Raw genomic sequence first — 16,103 nt, forward strand, 5'->3', positions numbered from 1 at the left:
CAATTCAAATGGGCGGTTACTTCCAACCGCCAATGTCCATGAGCTCAACCGCTTGACGGTTATTCTCTCCCAATTTGCTTAACGACAGGCTATCAGCATGAAACGCACCATAAGGCGCTAGCATCTCAGGTGCACCAATCCCCTTCACAACTGGGTATTCGTTATTCACATGAGCATACCATTCTTGTGCTGTTTGGCTGGTTAAAAACTCAATTAAACGCTTTGCATTGTCAACATTTGTCGCGGCTGATGTCAGACCAGCGCCACTCACGTTAACATGAGCGCCACGCTCAGTTTCACCTTGATTCGGCCAGAAAGGTTTTACTTTGGCATAAACTTCGCGATCGCTTGCTAAATCACTTTGCCCTAAGCGACCATAGTAGTAAGTGTTTGCCAAGGTCACATCACACACCCCTGCTGCAACCGCTTTTAATAGATCCACATCACCACCAAACGGAGGACGGGCAAGATTGGCCATAAGACCTTTAATCCATGCCTGCGTCTGCTCAGCACCATCGGCCTCAATCATCGACGCGACTAAAGATTGGTTATAGATATTGGCAGAAGAGCGCACACAAACGCGACCTTGCCATTTAGCGTCAACCAAGTCTTCGTATCGAGACAGCTCGCGAGGATCCACTGTTTCAGGATTATAGAAGATGACTCGAGCACGTTGTGATAAGCCAAACCAATAATTATCTTTGTCTCTTAAATGACTTGGAATATTGGTCTCTAGAATCTCACTTTGTAATGGTTGCAACACACCTGCCGCTTTAGCTCGATGTAATCGACCAGCATCGACGGTAATAAAAACATCCGCAGGGCTAGCATCACCCTCTGCTCTTAAACGGCTTAATAAGGCATCTGCTGAGCCTGTGATCAGATTAACAACCACATCATTCTGCTCAGAGAAAGTCTCCAGAATGGGAGCTATTAACGACTCTTTTCGAGCAGAATAGATATTTACTTCACCTTCGGCTTGAGCGCTTACAGGTAATAAAAACGAACATGAAAGCAGTGCAAAACCTGCTTTTTTGATATAAGAACTTAGCTTTACGCGCTCCGTAGCACGCTGAAACATAACCGCCATTATTCACCTTCCAAAACTTGAAAACATTTTCCCGTATCTAAGATACTTCCGTGCATCAAAGCAAAGAAAATAAGGCCTTTGAGGACTTGCTAAAAAATTGAAAAGAGAAATTAGCACAAGCTCAGCACAAACACTAGCGATTCTCATTCCATTGAGCCTAGGTAATCCATGCAGAAGAAAACAGATTTAATCCAAAAGTTGGTTTAAGCCATCGCCAATGATTAAGGCATCATCCAACTCAAATAGGATACCTTCCCCTAAGCCTGCGCCTTTCGCAACAGCCATAGGGAAACCCTCTCGAACCAGATCGGAATCTCGATCATTGCGGATACATGCGTTTAAATAACATGCAAGATTGAGCACGCAAGCTAGCGCTTGAGGCTCATCATTCATAAACGGACGCTTGTGCTGCTGTACGGCATCGCCCATGGCAACAGGAAACTTCCACATATCCATCAAGGCTTTACCTGCATCTTGTGTGGTAAAGCCCAGAAGATCCTGCTCGGCTTTTACACGGCTAGCTTTACGATTATTCACTAACGTCTGGACCTCAAGGGCAAGGTCTGGCTGAGTAAGATGCAGTAAAAGACGTCCAATGTTATGGACAATCCCGACGGTAAATGCCTCGTCTTCATCCACCAGCTCTGTTCGCTTCGCAACCCACTTCGCCAACTCTGCGACCCGAAAAGAATCTGCCCAGAAAGCGGGTAAATTAATGCCCTCCACTTTCTCAACAGAGCTTGAAAAACCCGAGGCAATCACCAGTGTTTTTAATTTAGACATACCAAGCAAAACAGTGGCTTCATCAATCGACGAGATTTTACGAGACAAACCAAAGTAAGCAGAATTCACCATACGCAGAATTTTCAGCGAAATGGTTTGATCATGGGCCACCCGTTGGCTAATGTCAGAATAATTGGCATCAGGGTCATTTAGTAATTGAATGAGCTCACGAACCACATCCGGAACATTAGGAAGTTTATCGGTTTGCTTTAAAAGCTCTTCTATACGCATAGGAGACAACCCTTCAGTAATCAAAAAAACACCATTAAGCAGCATAAGGTAGCCAAATGTTTTTGCAACTGGAAATAAGTAGCGTTTTGAAAAGCCCGTCCTCTGTTTCCGCGATGATTAGGAAAAAGAAGACAAACCGGCTGCACGTGCCACAACCTTCTCTTTTAGAAAACGACTTTGATTAAAACGCTTCATCCCCATATTACGAATTCCCACCACCGCAGGATGATGACTTGCAAACAAGCGCTTGAAGGTTTCCATACCCGCCGCCATTGCAATGTTATCTAACATACGAGCACGTTGATAACGTCGTAATACTGTTAGTGACCCTAACGCTTCTCCGCGACGCTGTGCTTTGGATAACACAGCCACTAAAGCCTTTACATCACCAAACCCAAGGTTGGCACCCTGACCAGCCAAAGGGTGAATGGTATGAGCCGCATCACCGATCAAGGCCAAACCAGCCTTCACATATTGTTTAGCATGACGTTGGCGTAATGGAATCGCTTGGCGTTCACGAGTCACCGAAAGAACATCAAATTTACGATTAATCGCATAGTGTAAGCGTTGGCAAAATGCCTCATCCGACAAGGCCATTAAGGTTTCAGCATCACCAGGAGGAACAGACCAAACAATGGAAATATACTCTTTACCATCCACACTGGGCATGGGTAAAAAGGCCAAAATACCTTCTTCACCAAAACTTTGCCACGCGGTATTTTGATGGCTTTGACCTATTTCTATGGTAGCGACGATGGCCGTATGACCATAATCCCATTCGACCGTATCAAAGTCATTGTCTTGCCTTAACTTAGACATAGCACCATCTGCAGCGATGATGGCCTGAGCGTTCAACTGATGGCCAGAGGTCAAACTTGCCGTCACCCCAGCTTCGTTTAGTTCATAGCTGTCTAACTGATCACCCAAATAAAGATCCACATTCGCATTGTCTTTTAGGCGTGCCATTAGCTGATCATTTAAGACCGCGTTTTCAACTAAATGCCCTAATTCCGGCATGTCGCTATTATGGGCATTAAAGTCGACCATGCCCTCACCCAAGCCATCCCACACCACCATGTTGTCATAGGAAGCAATTCGGCTTTTAGGAATGTTTTGCCACACTCCCGCGTCTTCTAATAATGTTTTAGATTGACTGGAAATGGCACTGACTCGAGCATCGTAGGCGGGTGGTGTTGAAAGTGTGTATAACCCAGTGTGCTTATCCACAAGCGCGATTCGCAGGGACGACTTTGCTAACAATATTGCAGATAAGCCACCAACCATACCAGCACCAACGAGGATCAGATCATAGGATTTTGCCATCACACTTACTCCAATTAACTAATAGAATGAGCCTCAGCCATTAAAGCTTCGATCTCACTAATCTCTTTCGCTAAACCATGGGTTAGAACATAAGGACCCGATGCGGTAATCAACACATCGTCTTCAATACGAATGCCAATGCCACGCCACTTTGGCTCTACCTTTAGATTGTCTTCTGACACGTACAAGCCTGGCTCTATGGTTAATACCATTCCTTCTTCTAAGGCTCGCGATTCCCCTGCCAGTTTATAAGCACCACAATCGTGTACATCTAATCCTAACCAGTGCCCTGTATTGTGCATATAAAAATCGCGATATGCCTTGCTTTCGATCAGGGTATCCACCTCTCCTGACAACAATCCCAGCTGAACCAAACCTGTGGTTAATGTTTTCACCGCTGCATGGTGACAAGCTTCATAAGGATTGCCCACCGTCAGCTCCTTCATGCCATCGTGATAGGCATCAAGCACCAATTGATAAAGCGCCGCTTGTGGCTCAGTGAATTTGCCATTTGCCGGAAAGGTTCGTGTGATATCTGACGCATAACATGATAATTCAGCACCTGCGTCAATTAATACCAAATCACCGTCTTTAATGGTTTCGTCATTTTTAATGTAATGCAAAACACAGGCATTTGAACCAGACGCCACAATGTTGTTATACGCAGGCTGGCGGGCACCAGATTTCATAAACACATAATTAAGTTCGGCTTCTAACTGATACTCTTTCATACCTGGTTTCACTGAGCGCATCGCTTGCTTATGAGCTTCAACACTGATTTGAGCGGCGGCTTCCATGATTGCAATTTCTTCTGCATCTTTACGCAAACGCATTTCTGCCACATAGTTTGTAACGTCTAGCAATTGCCCAGGCGCTTTCGCACCCAATCGAGCACGCGCAGCCAAACCATCACGACATACTGCTAGTTGTTCACGTAGTCTTTGATCAGCAAAACAATATACTAGGCAATCCGCACCATCCAACGCCGTCGCTAAGGTCTCATCCAGTGCCTCTAAAGCAAAGGCTTGTGTTGCGCCAAATGCCTGAATGGCACCATCAATACCGTAACGAAAACCATCCCATTGTTCTTTTTCAGGGTCTTTTGGCAAACTCACTAGAGTCAAATCACCTTGCCCAGAGATAATGGCGTACGCACTGGGCTCTGGAAACCCAGTCAAATAATAGAAACTGCTGTCAGGTCGAAATTCGTAGTCACAATCATTATTGCGCACCGCCAACTCGCCATTACGAATGACCACAACACTGTTATCAGGCAAAAACGCCATTAAACGTTCACGACGGGATTGATAGGTTTGCAAAGTGATGTTCATAGTGACCTCATTTCATCTGTATCAAGTTGTCCATTAACTGGGTATTAATGAAGCGCATTTTGCTTCGAATGATCGGCATCTGGATTAATATCATGATGTTCTGAGTACATCATCATGGCAGACAAACGAACGTACTCAACCAATTCGGTCAGATCCGCTTCATTATCATTGTTCTCTTCTAGGCTGCGCATTTCAGACTGCATGCCCGAAATGTTAGCGAAGTCACGTAATATCTGCTTGGTCTCTTCTGATAAGTCTTTTTTCTGACCAGACAAACCATAGCCTGCCAAGAAACCATGAGCCCATTGAGACAAAGTCACACCACGCTCACATAATTCGGCATCGTCATCAGCAATGCTGGGAACAAGAGCATATTCACCATTTTGGAATAAGGTTAAAGTAGCGTTATATAAGTCAACAATGGCGACTCGACTGGCGTCTTCTTTCCAGCTTTCGATATCACAAAACTCCACCACCATGGCGAGCCAATCTTCTAGTGGCAAAGTCACTCCTGAGGCTAAATAGCCACATAACTGACCATGCAATTCTGCTGGTGATGCCGTAATAGACTCCGACACAAACACGTCCGCAATGAGATCAAAATCCAATGCGTCTTTTAACATTTCTGTAGACATAGCCTACCTCGTATCATCTCTACTCTGCTTAAAAAAAGAAGCCGCACCTATGACAGTGCGGCTTGGTCGTTCAATCTATCGTTTTAGGCCAGTTGTTTCAAACCAGATTCTAAGGTTTGCAAAATAAGCGTATTAATTGTCATTGGGCCAACACCGCCAGGTACAGGCGTATAAGCTGACACTCGATCAGTAAGAGGGCCAAGTTCAATGTCTCCAACACCACCAGGGTGATAACCCGCATCCACCACTACAGCACCGTCTTTAATCCATTCAGCCTTGATGAATTCTGGCTTACCAACCGCACCGACAATGACGTCAGCTTGTTTGACGAATTCAGCCAAGTTCTGTGTACGAGAATGACAAATGGTCACTGTCGCATTGGCATTCAACATCATCATGGCCATAGGCTTACCTAAAATTGGACTACGCCCAACCACCACGACATGCTTACCTTCTAAGTTCACATCGTACTCAGCTAACAGGCGCATGATACCGGCAGGTGTGGCCGCGCCATAAGCGGGCTCTTGCATCGCCATACGACCAAAACCAAGACAAGTCACACCATCAACGTCTTTGTGTGCTGCAATCGCATCAAAACACAAACGCTCATCAATTTGTTCTGGTACCGGATGTTGCAACAAAATACCGTGCACATCAGGGTTATCATTCAACTCATGAATCTTGCTTAATAGCTGCTCAGTAGTGGTGGTTTCGTCGAGTTCAATGGCCATTGAATCCATACCAACACGACGACAAGCATTGCCTTTCATTTTTACATACGTCGCTGATGCAGGATCAGCACCAACCAAAATAGTCGCTAAAATCGGGGTGCCGCCAGTACGCTCTTTAAGCTCCGCCACTTGAGCCTGTAAGCGAGTTTCGGTTTCTTTGGCGCATAATTTGCCATCAAGAACCAATGCTGTCATGAATGAACTCCAGTTTAATTAGGTGATGTTTGAGGGAGGCACATTGTACCTCAAGTTTGCATTCGATGGGCAACCAATGGCGGTATTTGTTGAGCAAATTTAAACGTCATTAAACCGCTTCTAGGTAATCCACTAGCAATTGTAAGTTGCGCTGACCACGGAATTCATTGATATCCAGCTTGTATACTAAACGCACTTGGCTGGCTTTTTCATTCGGCCATTTATCCAGATCCACAAAGAAACTAATCGCATCCAGCAACAAGCCACTGTTCGGCTCTCGCACCATCAGTTTTAAATGCTTTTCTCCGACAAGGCGCTGCTGCAACACATCAAATACGCCATCAAAGCAAGGCTCAGGAAACGCTTGCCCCCAAGGACCAGATAGCCTAACCAATTCAGCAAAGCTTAAACTGAAATCTTCGGCGGCTAATTCACCATCCGTCATAATACGCGCTTCTAACTGATCCGCTGTTACCCACTCGGCTATGATGGCATCAAACGCCAATCGAAAAGCCTCATAATGAGACTCCTTAATGGACATGCCAGCAGCCATCGCATGGCCACCAAACTTGCTTAATAACTGAGGATAGCGCTTAGCTAAAAGATCCAACGCATCTCGGATATGAACACCTGGAATGGAACGAGCTGAACCCTTTAACTCATCCTCACCGACACGAGCAAAAGCAATCACTGGACGGTGGCACTTTTCTTTCATGCGGGAGGCCAGAATGCCAATCACTCCCTGATGCCAATCTGCATCATAAAAACACATACCATGAGGCATGCTCTGTTCATCGTCTAATAATGATTCAAGCAGTAACTCTGCCTGCTCTTTCATATCAGACTCAATGGCTTTGCGCTCACGATTAAACTGATCTAATTGTTGAGCATACAGTTGTGCTTGATGTGGTTGAGTCGCCAACAAACACTCAATGCCCACCGACATATCATCCAATCGGCCAGCTGCATTCAACCTTGGCCCTACCACAAAACCAAGATCTGACGCTTTTAGCTGACGATAATCACGACGCCCCACTTCCAATAACGCCAAGATGCCAGGACGCGCCAAACCAGCTTGAATCCGCTTAATGCCTTGCTGAACTAAGATTCGGTTGTTGTTATCCAGTGGCACCACATCCGCCACTGTCCCCAGCGCCACCAAGTCTAAGAAATCAGCCATCTTAGGTTCTGGAATATGCTGTTCAACAAACCAATTGCGCTGATTCAGCTCTGCTCGCAGTGCTGACATGACATAAAAAATCACCCCAACACCGGCCAAGTTTTTGCTCAAAAACTGACAATTAGGGTGATTAGGATTCACAATTGCATCCGCGTTTGGCAGTTCATCACCCGGCAAGTGATGGTCCGTTACCACCACTTTCATACCGTGAGATTTGGCAGCCTGAACGCCATCAATACTGGCAATGCCATTATCAACCGTAACCAAAACATCAGGCGCATGTTGCTGAGCAACCGCCACAATTTCTGGCGTCAGCCCATAACCAAATTCAAAACGATTTGGCACCAAATACGTCGGGGCCACCGCGCCCATGGCCTCTAACGCCAAAATACCTAAGCTAGTGCTGGTCGCACCGTCCGCATCAAAATCACCGACAATCAGAATTTTTTCACCAGCCACAATGGCATCCGCTAAAATAGCGGCGGCTTTAGACAAATCAAACAAGGCATTTGGCCTCAATAAATGAGGTAAACGGTAGTCAATTTGCTCACTGCTAAAGACCTCTCGCGCCATAAAAATACGCTGTAAACTGGCAGGCATATTGGTAGGAAATTGGCTGGGTGCCGACGGCACTAGACGACGCTCGATACGCATAAGTCACTCAAAGAAAATCACTGAGGCGCAAGAATAACACGAATTAATTTAAGTCAGGAAAAGACCGCTAAATTAGTCATTACGAGTTTGATTTCGACCAGCACGCTTAGCATTGTATAAATGACTGTCTGCCAGAGTAATCGCTTCACGCAAAGAAACCGTTTCGTTCATAGTTGCGATCCCAAAGCTCAACGTTATGCGGAAATGTTGATCCATATAATTGAATTCATAATCAGCTACTTGATGACGAATGCTCTCTGCGATTTGATAGGCTTCATGGGATGAACAATCAAATACGGCAAGAAGAAACTCCTCGCCTCCCCAACGTGACGACAAGGCGCCTTTTGGTAAACCTGATGCCATAATTTGGGCTATTTTTTCTAAAGCATAGTCCCCAGCATCATGTCCATATTCATCATTTATACGTTTAAAAAAATCCACATCCGCCAACAACAAATGAGCTTGTTGTCGTTCCTCAAGTTTTTGATAAATACCGCGGCGATTCAAGAGATTGGTTAGCATATCAGTATAAGCTACCAATTTTAGTTTAGCCGACGTACGTTTTAATTCATCATTAAACCGAGACATGGAGAATTCATAAATACCGGATAAAAATACAACAACCGCAAAGGCAAATAGGATCCGAGACTTTAACGACGGGTGATAACCAAACTCTAAAAAATGATTATCCGTACAAAACATCAGAGCAGTTAAAACCAAAGTAAAGATGGCAAGCTCAATTAGCCCTTTCTTTAAACCGTGTAAAAACAACGCCACCGCAGGAACACAAAAAAGCCAAACATGCCCAGTACCATTTACGCCTCCCGTGTAAATCAGATACAGCATTAAGGCATACAAGGGGTATATAACAAAATTGCCGGACACGGCGTGATGATGAGTACGCCTTAGATAAAGGTGATTAGCAGCATACAAAAAGGCAGTACTTAATAGCACCGTACCTAACATGAGTTTACCCTGAAAAAACGAAGCAATACCCAATGGAAAAGTAAACAGAATACCAACACTAGCAAACAGATTAATGATCAGCACTCGACGTATATCATCTGAAGACAACTTAGAAACATCACCCACATAAAAGCGAGTAATAAAATTAAGTTTTGCCTTTAAACTTGTTGGTCGCTGTAAAACAGTTGAATCTTTATCTGGCATGCCGTAACCCTGACTTATTACCCTTAATCTTGTTAAGGTTATTTAAGAAAGATATTACCCTAAAGCTTTAAATACCTCTTCTCAAAAAGCACTTTAGTTACAAATAAGAACAATTAAACGACTTTTAGTTATATATCGGCAAGGTTAAGAAATTAAAGAAAAAGTCTAAAATTAAGCTGGATATAAGCGAGACAAAAGAACAGGAACAACCGTTTCCACTTTCAGAATTCTCTCGCCCAAATGCACACTCGACATACCCGCTTCTAGCCACTTGCTCACTTCAAATTCATTCCAACCGCCTTCTGGCCCCAAGGCCAATACACAGGATTCCTGCAAATCCACTGGGCAAGCACTGGCCTGATATGGATGAGCCAACAAACCCAATTTACCACTTAATAGATGTGGCAATTGGTCTTCCACAAAAGGGCGGAATCTTGGCACCATAGTAATGCTTGGCATGACGGTATCTTTGGCTTGCTCTAAGCCTTCTAATAAAATTTTCTGAATGGAATCTGGCTGCAACACAGGACTTTGCCAATAACTTTTCTCTACTTTGGATGAGTGAATCAAATACAGTTCTTTAACCCCCATTGCCGTAATATTATGCAAAGTGCGCTTCAACATATTAGGGCGAGGCAACGCCATGACCAATACCATAGGTAAGGCTTTCGGTGGCTTTTGAGTAAGTTGCAAGGAATGAATGTGTGCCGGCACATCCGCATTGGCTGCTTGATAGACACCTTCTCCTAAATCACCGCCCAACAAACCTACTCGTAGCACTTCTCCCGATTCCGCCTTAATCACTTGATTAATATGCGATTGTTGACGTTCCGTCAGTGCGTAACGCCCTTCAGACAAACTCAAGGCAGGCTCTAATAAAATCAGGTTCATATAATAAGGTTTAAACTAAAAGATGGGGGAAAGGATCGCGGTCAAAACTTGACCGCGATAACAAGGCAATTAACGACTTTATTTAGATGCGATCAGCGACAAAAGACTGCACTTGCGCCAGCTCATTGTCCAACACAGAATAAGACTCTTCACGCTCAAACAAGTCTTTCATGTGCTCTGGCAAACTTGGCGATTCACAGCCCGCTTTTTCCACCGCTTCTGGGAACTTCACAGGATGCGCTGTCGCCAGAGTAATCATAGGCACAGACTTATCCTTCCAGCATTGGCGAGCCGCTTCTAGGCCAATCGCCGTATGCGGATCCAACAAATACTGGGTACTCGCATGAACCTCTGCAATGACGTCACAAGTACGTTTGTCATCCACTTTATAACTGTCAAAATTTTCTTTCACATAAGACCAAGCTTGATCGTTTAACGACACATCGCCTTGATTAAAGCGTGCCATCAATTCATCAATTGCCGCACCATCACGACCGTGAGCATCAAACAAAAGACGCTCAAAATTACTCGATACCATAATATCCATACTGGGTGACAAGGTAACATTCAAGGCTTGGCGACTCATGTCGTTTTCAGCAATGACACGATGCAAAATGTCATTCTGGTTCGTCGCAACCACTAACTGATCCACAGGCAAGCCCATCTGCTTGGCTAAATAACCTGCAAAGATATCACCAAAGTTGCCCGTTGGAACCGAGAAAGACACCTTACGGTGTGGCGCACCAACCGCCAAAGCAGAAGAGAAGTAATAAACGATTTGAGCCATAATGCGTGCCCAGTTAATCGAATTTACCGCACCCAGTTTGGCACCTTTCAAGAAAGACTGATCAGCGAAGCTGGACTTCACCATACCTTGGCAATCATCAAAGTTACCTTTTACCGCGATGTTGAAAACATTGTCATCAATCACGGTTGTCATTTGACGACGCTGCACTTCAGAAACACGCTGATAAGGGTGCAAAATAAAGATGTTTAGATGCTCTGAGTGACGGCAACCTTCAATCGCCGCTGAACCTGTATCACCAGAGGTTGCCCCCATGATGACCAGTTTTTCGTTACGCTGAGCCAACACATAATCCATTAAGCGGCCTAACAACTGTAGTGCAAAATCTTTAAACGCTAGAGTTGGGCCACGGAACAATTCCAATACCCATTCGTTGTTACCCACCTGAACCATTGGCGCAATGGATTCATGATTAAAGCTCGCATACGCCTCGTCAATCATGGTTTTAAACGCGTCTTGCGGGATGTCTCCCTCAACAAATGGCCACATGACCTTAAAGGCCAAATCTTGATAGCTCAAACTGGCCCAAGAAGCGATCTCTTCTTTACTGTAGTGAGGCAGACTTTCTGGCACATACAAGCCACCATCGTTTGCCAAACCGGCCAATAAAACGTCACCGAACGACAAGGCCGGTGCTTTACCACGAGTTGAAATGTATTTCATATAATTCTCTCTTAAGCCAAGTTTTCGACACGAATACGCTGCACAGAACCGGCAACGTCCGGCAAGGCTTCAATAGCTGCAATCGCAGCATTCATATTGCGTTCTTTTACTTCATGAGTCATAACGACCAAAGGCACAAGCTCGCTGCCTTCACGCTCACGCTGAATCAAAGATTCGATGCTGATGCCATTATTAGATAAAATTTGTGTAATGTTTGCCAACACACCAGCACGATCTTGAATCGTCATATTAAGGAAGAAACCACACTCAATTTCTTCGACAGGCAACACTTCAACATCAGACAAGGCATCTGCTTGGAATGCTAAATGCGGCACACGATTCGTAGGATCTGCTGTCAGCGTACGCGCCACATCAATCACATCCGCAACAACTGAAGAGCCGGTTGGCAAAGCCCCAGCACCTGCACCGTATGTCAACGTTGGACCAACCGCATCACCCTGAACCATAATGGCATTCATCACACCATTTACACTCGCCAATAAGTGTTTACGAGCAATCAAAGTCGGATGAACACGCAATTCGATGCCCAGTTTAGTACGGCGGGCAATACCCAAATGTTTAACCGCATAACCAAGTTCATCCGCAAAAGCGACATCTTCAGCCGTGACACGACTGATTCCCTCGGTGTACGTTTTTTCAAACTGTAATGGAATACCAAACGCGATGGACGCAAGAATGGTCAGCTTATGAGCGGCATCAATGCCTTCTACATCAAACGTTGGATCCGCTTCGGCGTAACCTAACGCCTGAGCTTCAGCAAGAACATCATCAAAGTTGCGCTGCTTTTCGCTCATTTCGGTCAAAATGAAATTGCCAGTCCCGTTGATGATGCCAGCCAACCAATCAATGCGGTTAGCAGACAGCCCTTCACGAACCGCTTTAATAATAGGAATTCCACCTGCAACCGCGGCTTCAAAAGCAACAATGACGCCTTTTTCTTGTGCTTTTGCAAAAATCTCATTGCCGTGCTCAGCAATTAAAGCTTTGTTCGCTGTCACAACGTGCTTACCATTTTCAAGCGCCGTCATCACCAATTCTTTCGCGACACTGGTGCCACCAATCAATTCAAGAACAATATCAATCTCTGGATTGTTAACCACGTCGAAAATATCACGTGTTACGTTAATACCTGTGGTATCACATGCATCATTGCCACGACGAGCACCCACCTGCTCAATAACAATGCTACGTCCAACACGTCGCGTAATTTCTTCTGCATTTTTCAAAAGAATATTAAAACTACCGGATCCTACTGTTCCCAGCCCACAAATTCCGACTTTTACCGGTTTCAAAACGTTACCCCACAGAGATGATTTAATTATTTGTTATTTCGCCACTAAAACGCTTCATTATAACGCCTGAACCACATAAACCCAACGAAGAAAAGGCTGAACTAGACTCATGTTAAGTGGAATATTTTGCAATAAGACTATAACCCAAGCTTACTGGCCAACTCTTTTGGTGGCAGGTAACCTGGCAGAAACACACCATCTTTAGAAATAATGGTCGGCGTGCCTCGAACCCCCAGCTCATTCCCTAACTGATACTGATCCGCTACAGGGTTCACACATTTATTTTCAGGCACATCAGCACCAGTTTTCGCTTCCGTCATCCACTTTTTAGGATCATCAGAACACCAGATACTGACCATCTTGCGATAAGAAAAAGAACCGATACCGGCTCTTGGATAGGCCAAATAGCGCACCGTAATTCCCATTTCATTCAGACTTGGGACATCGTTGTGCAACATACGACAATAACCACAGTCAACATCCGTAAAAACGGTGATGTGTGTTTTTTCATTTTCTGCCTTAAACACCACCATGTCAGACTCTGGCAAAGATTCCACCCTAGCACGTTTAGCTTGTTCGGTTTCGTTCACCAGACCATCTGCATCGATACGATATAAATCACCGACAATAAAGTATTGAGCATTTTTTGTTACATAAAGGGTTGGACCACCTTCCACTTCCGCTGAGTACATACCCGCCGGTTCATGCCATTCTATCGAGCCAATAGTATATTGAGGTAGCGCTGTCTGTAGGGATTGACGAACTTGGTCTTGATCAGCAAAAGTAGAACTAAAAGGAAGCATGAGCCCAGCAATACAAAATGCACGGACCAAGAAGGAAAAGGTGTGTTTCATGAAAACCTCAAAGACGAATGAATTGTCTCTATTAGGCCATACGAAAGGGAGTTAGTTCCACAAAAAAAGGCGACTTACGTCGCCTTTTTAAGGAAGATAAATTAGCGTTTAGCCAATTTCTCTTTAATACGTGCAGATTTACCAGAACGCTCGCGTAGGTAGTAGATCTTAGCTTGACGCACGTCACCGCGGCGTTTCACTTCAACACTCTCAACCAATGGGCTGTATGTTTGGAAAGCACGCTCAACACCAACACCGCTCGAAATTTTACGAACAGTAAATGCTGAGTTTAGACCACGGTTACGCTTAGAGATTACAACACCTTCATAGGCCTGTAGACGCTCGCGTGAACCTTCTTTAACTTTAACTTGTACGACAACCGTGTCACCAGGACCAAATGCTGGGACTTCTTTTGTCATCTGTTCAGCTTCTAATTGCTGAATCAGTTTAGTTTTATTACTCATGGATGTGACTCCTAATAATATGGTTTCTTATCAGTCCGAAGGTTCTTCTATCTGATAAGCTCGCAATTCCTACTCTGCCGAGGTTGAATCTTCAGTTTCGCGAATAAACTCTTCTAACAACTTCTGCTGTTCCTTGTCCAACTCAAGGTTCTGCAAAAGGTCTGGCCGGCGTTGCCAAGTTCTTCCGAGCTTCTGCTTTAATCGCCAGCGCCTTATCTCCTCATGGTTGCCGCTAAGTAGTACCGGTGGCACAGGCTCACCGTTAAGCACTTCGGGGCGAGTATAATGCGGACAATCCAACAAACCGTCAGCAAACGAATCCTCCTCTGCTGAAGCTTGCTTTCCTAGCACTCCTGGCACCATCCGAAAGACAGAATCCATTAGCACCATAGCCGGCAACTCACCACCACTTAGGACAAAATCACCGATCGACCATTCTTCATCAATCTCAGATTGAATCAAACGCTCATCGACGCCTTCATAACGACCTGCTACCAGAATAAATTCTGCTTGTTTAGCAAGTTGCTGCACACCTTCTTGCGTCAGTGTACGCCCTTGAGGGGATAAAAAAATAACTTTTGCGTTGGGCACTTTTTGCTTAGCGCACTCAATCGCATCTTTGAGAGGTTGAACTTTCATCAACATCCCAGGACCACCACCGTAAGGTCGATCATCCACAGTCTTATGCTTATCCTGAGTAAAATCACGGGGATTAATATAATCCACCTCAACCAACCCAGACTTAATGGCTCTGCCCGTTACACCGTATTGGGTAATGGCTTGAAACATTTCCGGAAAGAGCGATATAACGCTTACCTTCACGTGATGACCTCAGCTTGTTAGTTAAAATTCCGGATCCCAATCAACAACCATTTCCTTTTGCTCCAAATCGATGTTTAGAACATAAGTTTCTGGTACGTAAGGAATCAGGCGTTCTTCACGATCAAAACTGCCTTCACACGCACTGACAACCACAACATCATTCGCACCGGTTTCCATAAGTTGCGAAACCTTCCCCAAGAGGACACCCTCTTTGGTAATTACCCTTAGACCTTCTAGCTGACTCCAGTAATAATCACCGTCATCCAACTCAGGAAGATCCTGTGCATCAATGTAAATATCCAAACCACAGATCTCTTTAACTTGATCTCTGTCATTATAGCCATTCACCGATGCCACCAAACCTCGCCCTTGCAAGCGACCTTGGCTTAACTCTACAGTTTTCCACCCACTTGGGGTTTTCAACCACCAATGCTTGTAATCAAAGATCCCTTGCATTGGGTCGGTGTGCGAATACAACTTCACCCACCCTTTAACACCATAAACAGATGTAATGCGTCCAACCACAAGGGCTTGCTCAGGAGCGGCCGCTTGCTTTACTTTAGACATAGCACTACCTCTGAATTAAGCGTTTTTGCTAGCTTCTTTAACAAGCTGAGCAGCACGGTCAGATAGCTGAGCGCCTTGGCTAACCCAGTGATTTACACGATCTAAATCGACGCGTAAACGTTCTTCTTGACCACGAGCAACAGGATTAAAGAAACCCAAGCGCTCGATATAACGACCATCACGAGCACGACGGCTATCAGCCACGTTCAAGTGATAGAATGGGCGCTTCTTAGAGCCACCACGAGAAAGACGAATAGTTACCATATGATTGGTTCCTTATTGCTTAACGAAACACCTCTTGCCGAGTCGATTTTTGACTCATACTACAAGAAGGCGGCATATTCTAGTCGATAAACTAGCAAAACGAAAGGGCGAATTGCTCGCCCTTTCAATAAAATCGG

The 16,103-nt window shown here is 44.9% G+C and carries 16 protein-coding genes; all 16 read right to left on the reverse strand.

The genetic code is table 11. The features are described 5' to 3' along the window. Positions 1–16: 16 nt before the first annotated feature. Positions 17–1,081: a Fe(3+) ABC transporter substrate-binding protein gene (locus tag DFP76_RS14760; protein ID WP_425451760.1), complete on the reverse strand. Its 1,065-nt coding sequence runs from the start codon at positions 1,079–1,081 to the stop codon at positions 17–19. 195 nt (positions 1,082–1,276) lie between these two features. Further along, entirely contained in the window at positions 1,277–2,104 is an 828-nt protein-coding gene (locus tag DFP76_RS14765; protein WP_113875481.1) for an HDOD domain-containing protein, read from the reverse strand. 117 nt (positions 2,105–2,221) lie between these two features. Beyond that, the gene (locus tag DFP76_RS14770) at positions 2,222–3,427 is read right to left on the reverse strand and encodes a UbiH/UbiF/VisC/COQ6 family ubiquinone biosynthesis hydroxylase (protein WP_113875388.1); all 1,206 of its coding nucleotides are present in this window, start codon (positions 3,425–3,427) and stop codon (positions 2,222–2,224) included. Between the two features lie 14 nt (positions 3,428–3,441). Continuing rightward, positions 3,442–4,758: an aminopeptidase P N-terminal domain-containing protein gene (locus tag DFP76_RS14775; RefSeq protein ID WP_113875389.1), complete on the reverse strand. Its 1,317-nt coding sequence runs from the start codon at positions 4,756–4,758 to the stop codon at positions 3,442–3,444. A gap of 44 nt (positions 4,759–4,802) precedes the next feature. Further along, positions 4,803–5,393, reverse strand: coding sequence for a UPF0149 family protein (locus DFP76_RS14780; protein WP_113875390.1), 591 nt, complete (start codon positions 5,391–5,393; stop codon positions 4,803–4,805). A gap of 83 nt (positions 5,394–5,476) precedes the next feature. Then, a complete protein-coding gene (folD, locus tag DFP76_RS14785) occupies positions 5,477–6,319 on the reverse strand; it encodes a bifunctional methylenetetrahydrofolate dehydrogenase/methenyltetrahydrofolate cyclohydrolase FolD (RefSeq protein WP_113875391.1) in 843 nt (280 codons plus the stop codon). Positions 6,320–6,428: 109 nt separating this feature from the next. Then, the gene (recJ, locus tag DFP76_RS14790) at positions 6,429–8,153 is read right to left on the reverse strand and encodes a single-stranded-DNA-specific exonuclease RecJ (RefSeq protein ID WP_113875392.1); all 1,725 of its coding nucleotides are present in this window, start codon (positions 8,151–8,153) and stop codon (positions 6,429–6,431) included. Positions 8,154–8,225: 72 nt separating this feature from the next. Then, positions 8,226–9,323 (reverse strand): GGDEF domain-containing protein, encoded by a 1,098-nt coding sequence (locus tag DFP76_RS14795; protein WP_113875393.1) that lies wholly within the window; start codon positions 9,321–9,323, stop codon positions 8,226–8,228. Between the two features lie 171 nt (positions 9,324–9,494). Next, a complete protein-coding gene (locus DFP76_RS14800) occupies positions 9,495–10,214 on the reverse strand; it encodes a 16S rRNA (uracil(1498)-N(3))-methyltransferase (RefSeq protein WP_113875394.1) in 720 nt (239 codons plus the stop codon). Between the two features lie 82 nt (positions 10,215–10,296). Further along, positions 10,297–11,682 (reverse strand): threonine synthase, encoded by a 1,386-nt coding sequence (thrC, locus tag DFP76_RS14805; protein WP_113875395.1) that lies wholly within the window; start codon positions 11,680–11,682, stop codon positions 10,297–10,299. A gap of 11 nt (positions 11,683–11,693) precedes the next feature. Beyond that, a complete protein-coding gene (locus DFP76_RS14810) occupies positions 11,694–12,995 on the reverse strand; it encodes a homoserine dehydrogenase (protein ID WP_113875396.1) in 1,302 nt (433 codons plus the stop codon). A gap of 137 nt (positions 12,996–13,132) precedes the next feature. Next, positions 13,133–13,849: a thioredoxin fold domain-containing protein gene (locus DFP76_RS14815; RefSeq protein WP_113875397.1), complete on the reverse strand. Its 717-nt coding sequence runs from the start codon at positions 13,847–13,849 to the stop codon at positions 13,133–13,135. Between the two features lie 101 nt (positions 13,850–13,950). Further along, entirely contained in the window at positions 13,951–14,313 is a 363-nt protein-coding gene (gene rplS, locus DFP76_RS14820; RefSeq protein WP_113875398.1) for a 50S ribosomal protein L19, read from the reverse strand. Between the two features lie 69 nt (positions 14,314–14,382). After that, positions 14,383–15,135 carry a tRNA (guanosine(37)-N1)-methyltransferase TrmD gene (trmD, locus tag DFP76_RS14825; protein WP_013795137.1) on the reverse strand — a complete coding sequence of 251 codons (753 nt, stop codon included), beginning with the start codon at positions 15,133–15,135 and terminating at the stop codon, positions 14,383–14,385. A gap of 21 nt (positions 15,136–15,156) precedes the next feature. Beyond that, positions 15,157–15,702: a ribosome maturation factor RimM gene (gene rimM, locus DFP76_RS14830; RefSeq protein ID WP_113875399.1), complete on the reverse strand. Its 546-nt coding sequence runs from the start codon at positions 15,700–15,702 to the stop codon at positions 15,157–15,159. Between the two features lie 15 nt (positions 15,703–15,717). Next, entirely contained in the window at positions 15,718–15,966 is a 249-nt protein-coding gene (gene rpsP, locus DFP76_RS14835; RefSeq protein ID WP_013795135.1) for a 30S ribosomal protein S16, read from the reverse strand. Positions 15,967–16,103 lie beyond the last annotated feature (137 nt).

The sequence above is a fragment of the Marinomonas aquiplantarum genome (assembly GCF_003314975.1).
Lineage (GTDB): Bacteria > Pseudomonadota > Gammaproteobacteria > Pseudomonadales > Marinomonadaceae > Marinomonas > Marinomonas aquiplantarum.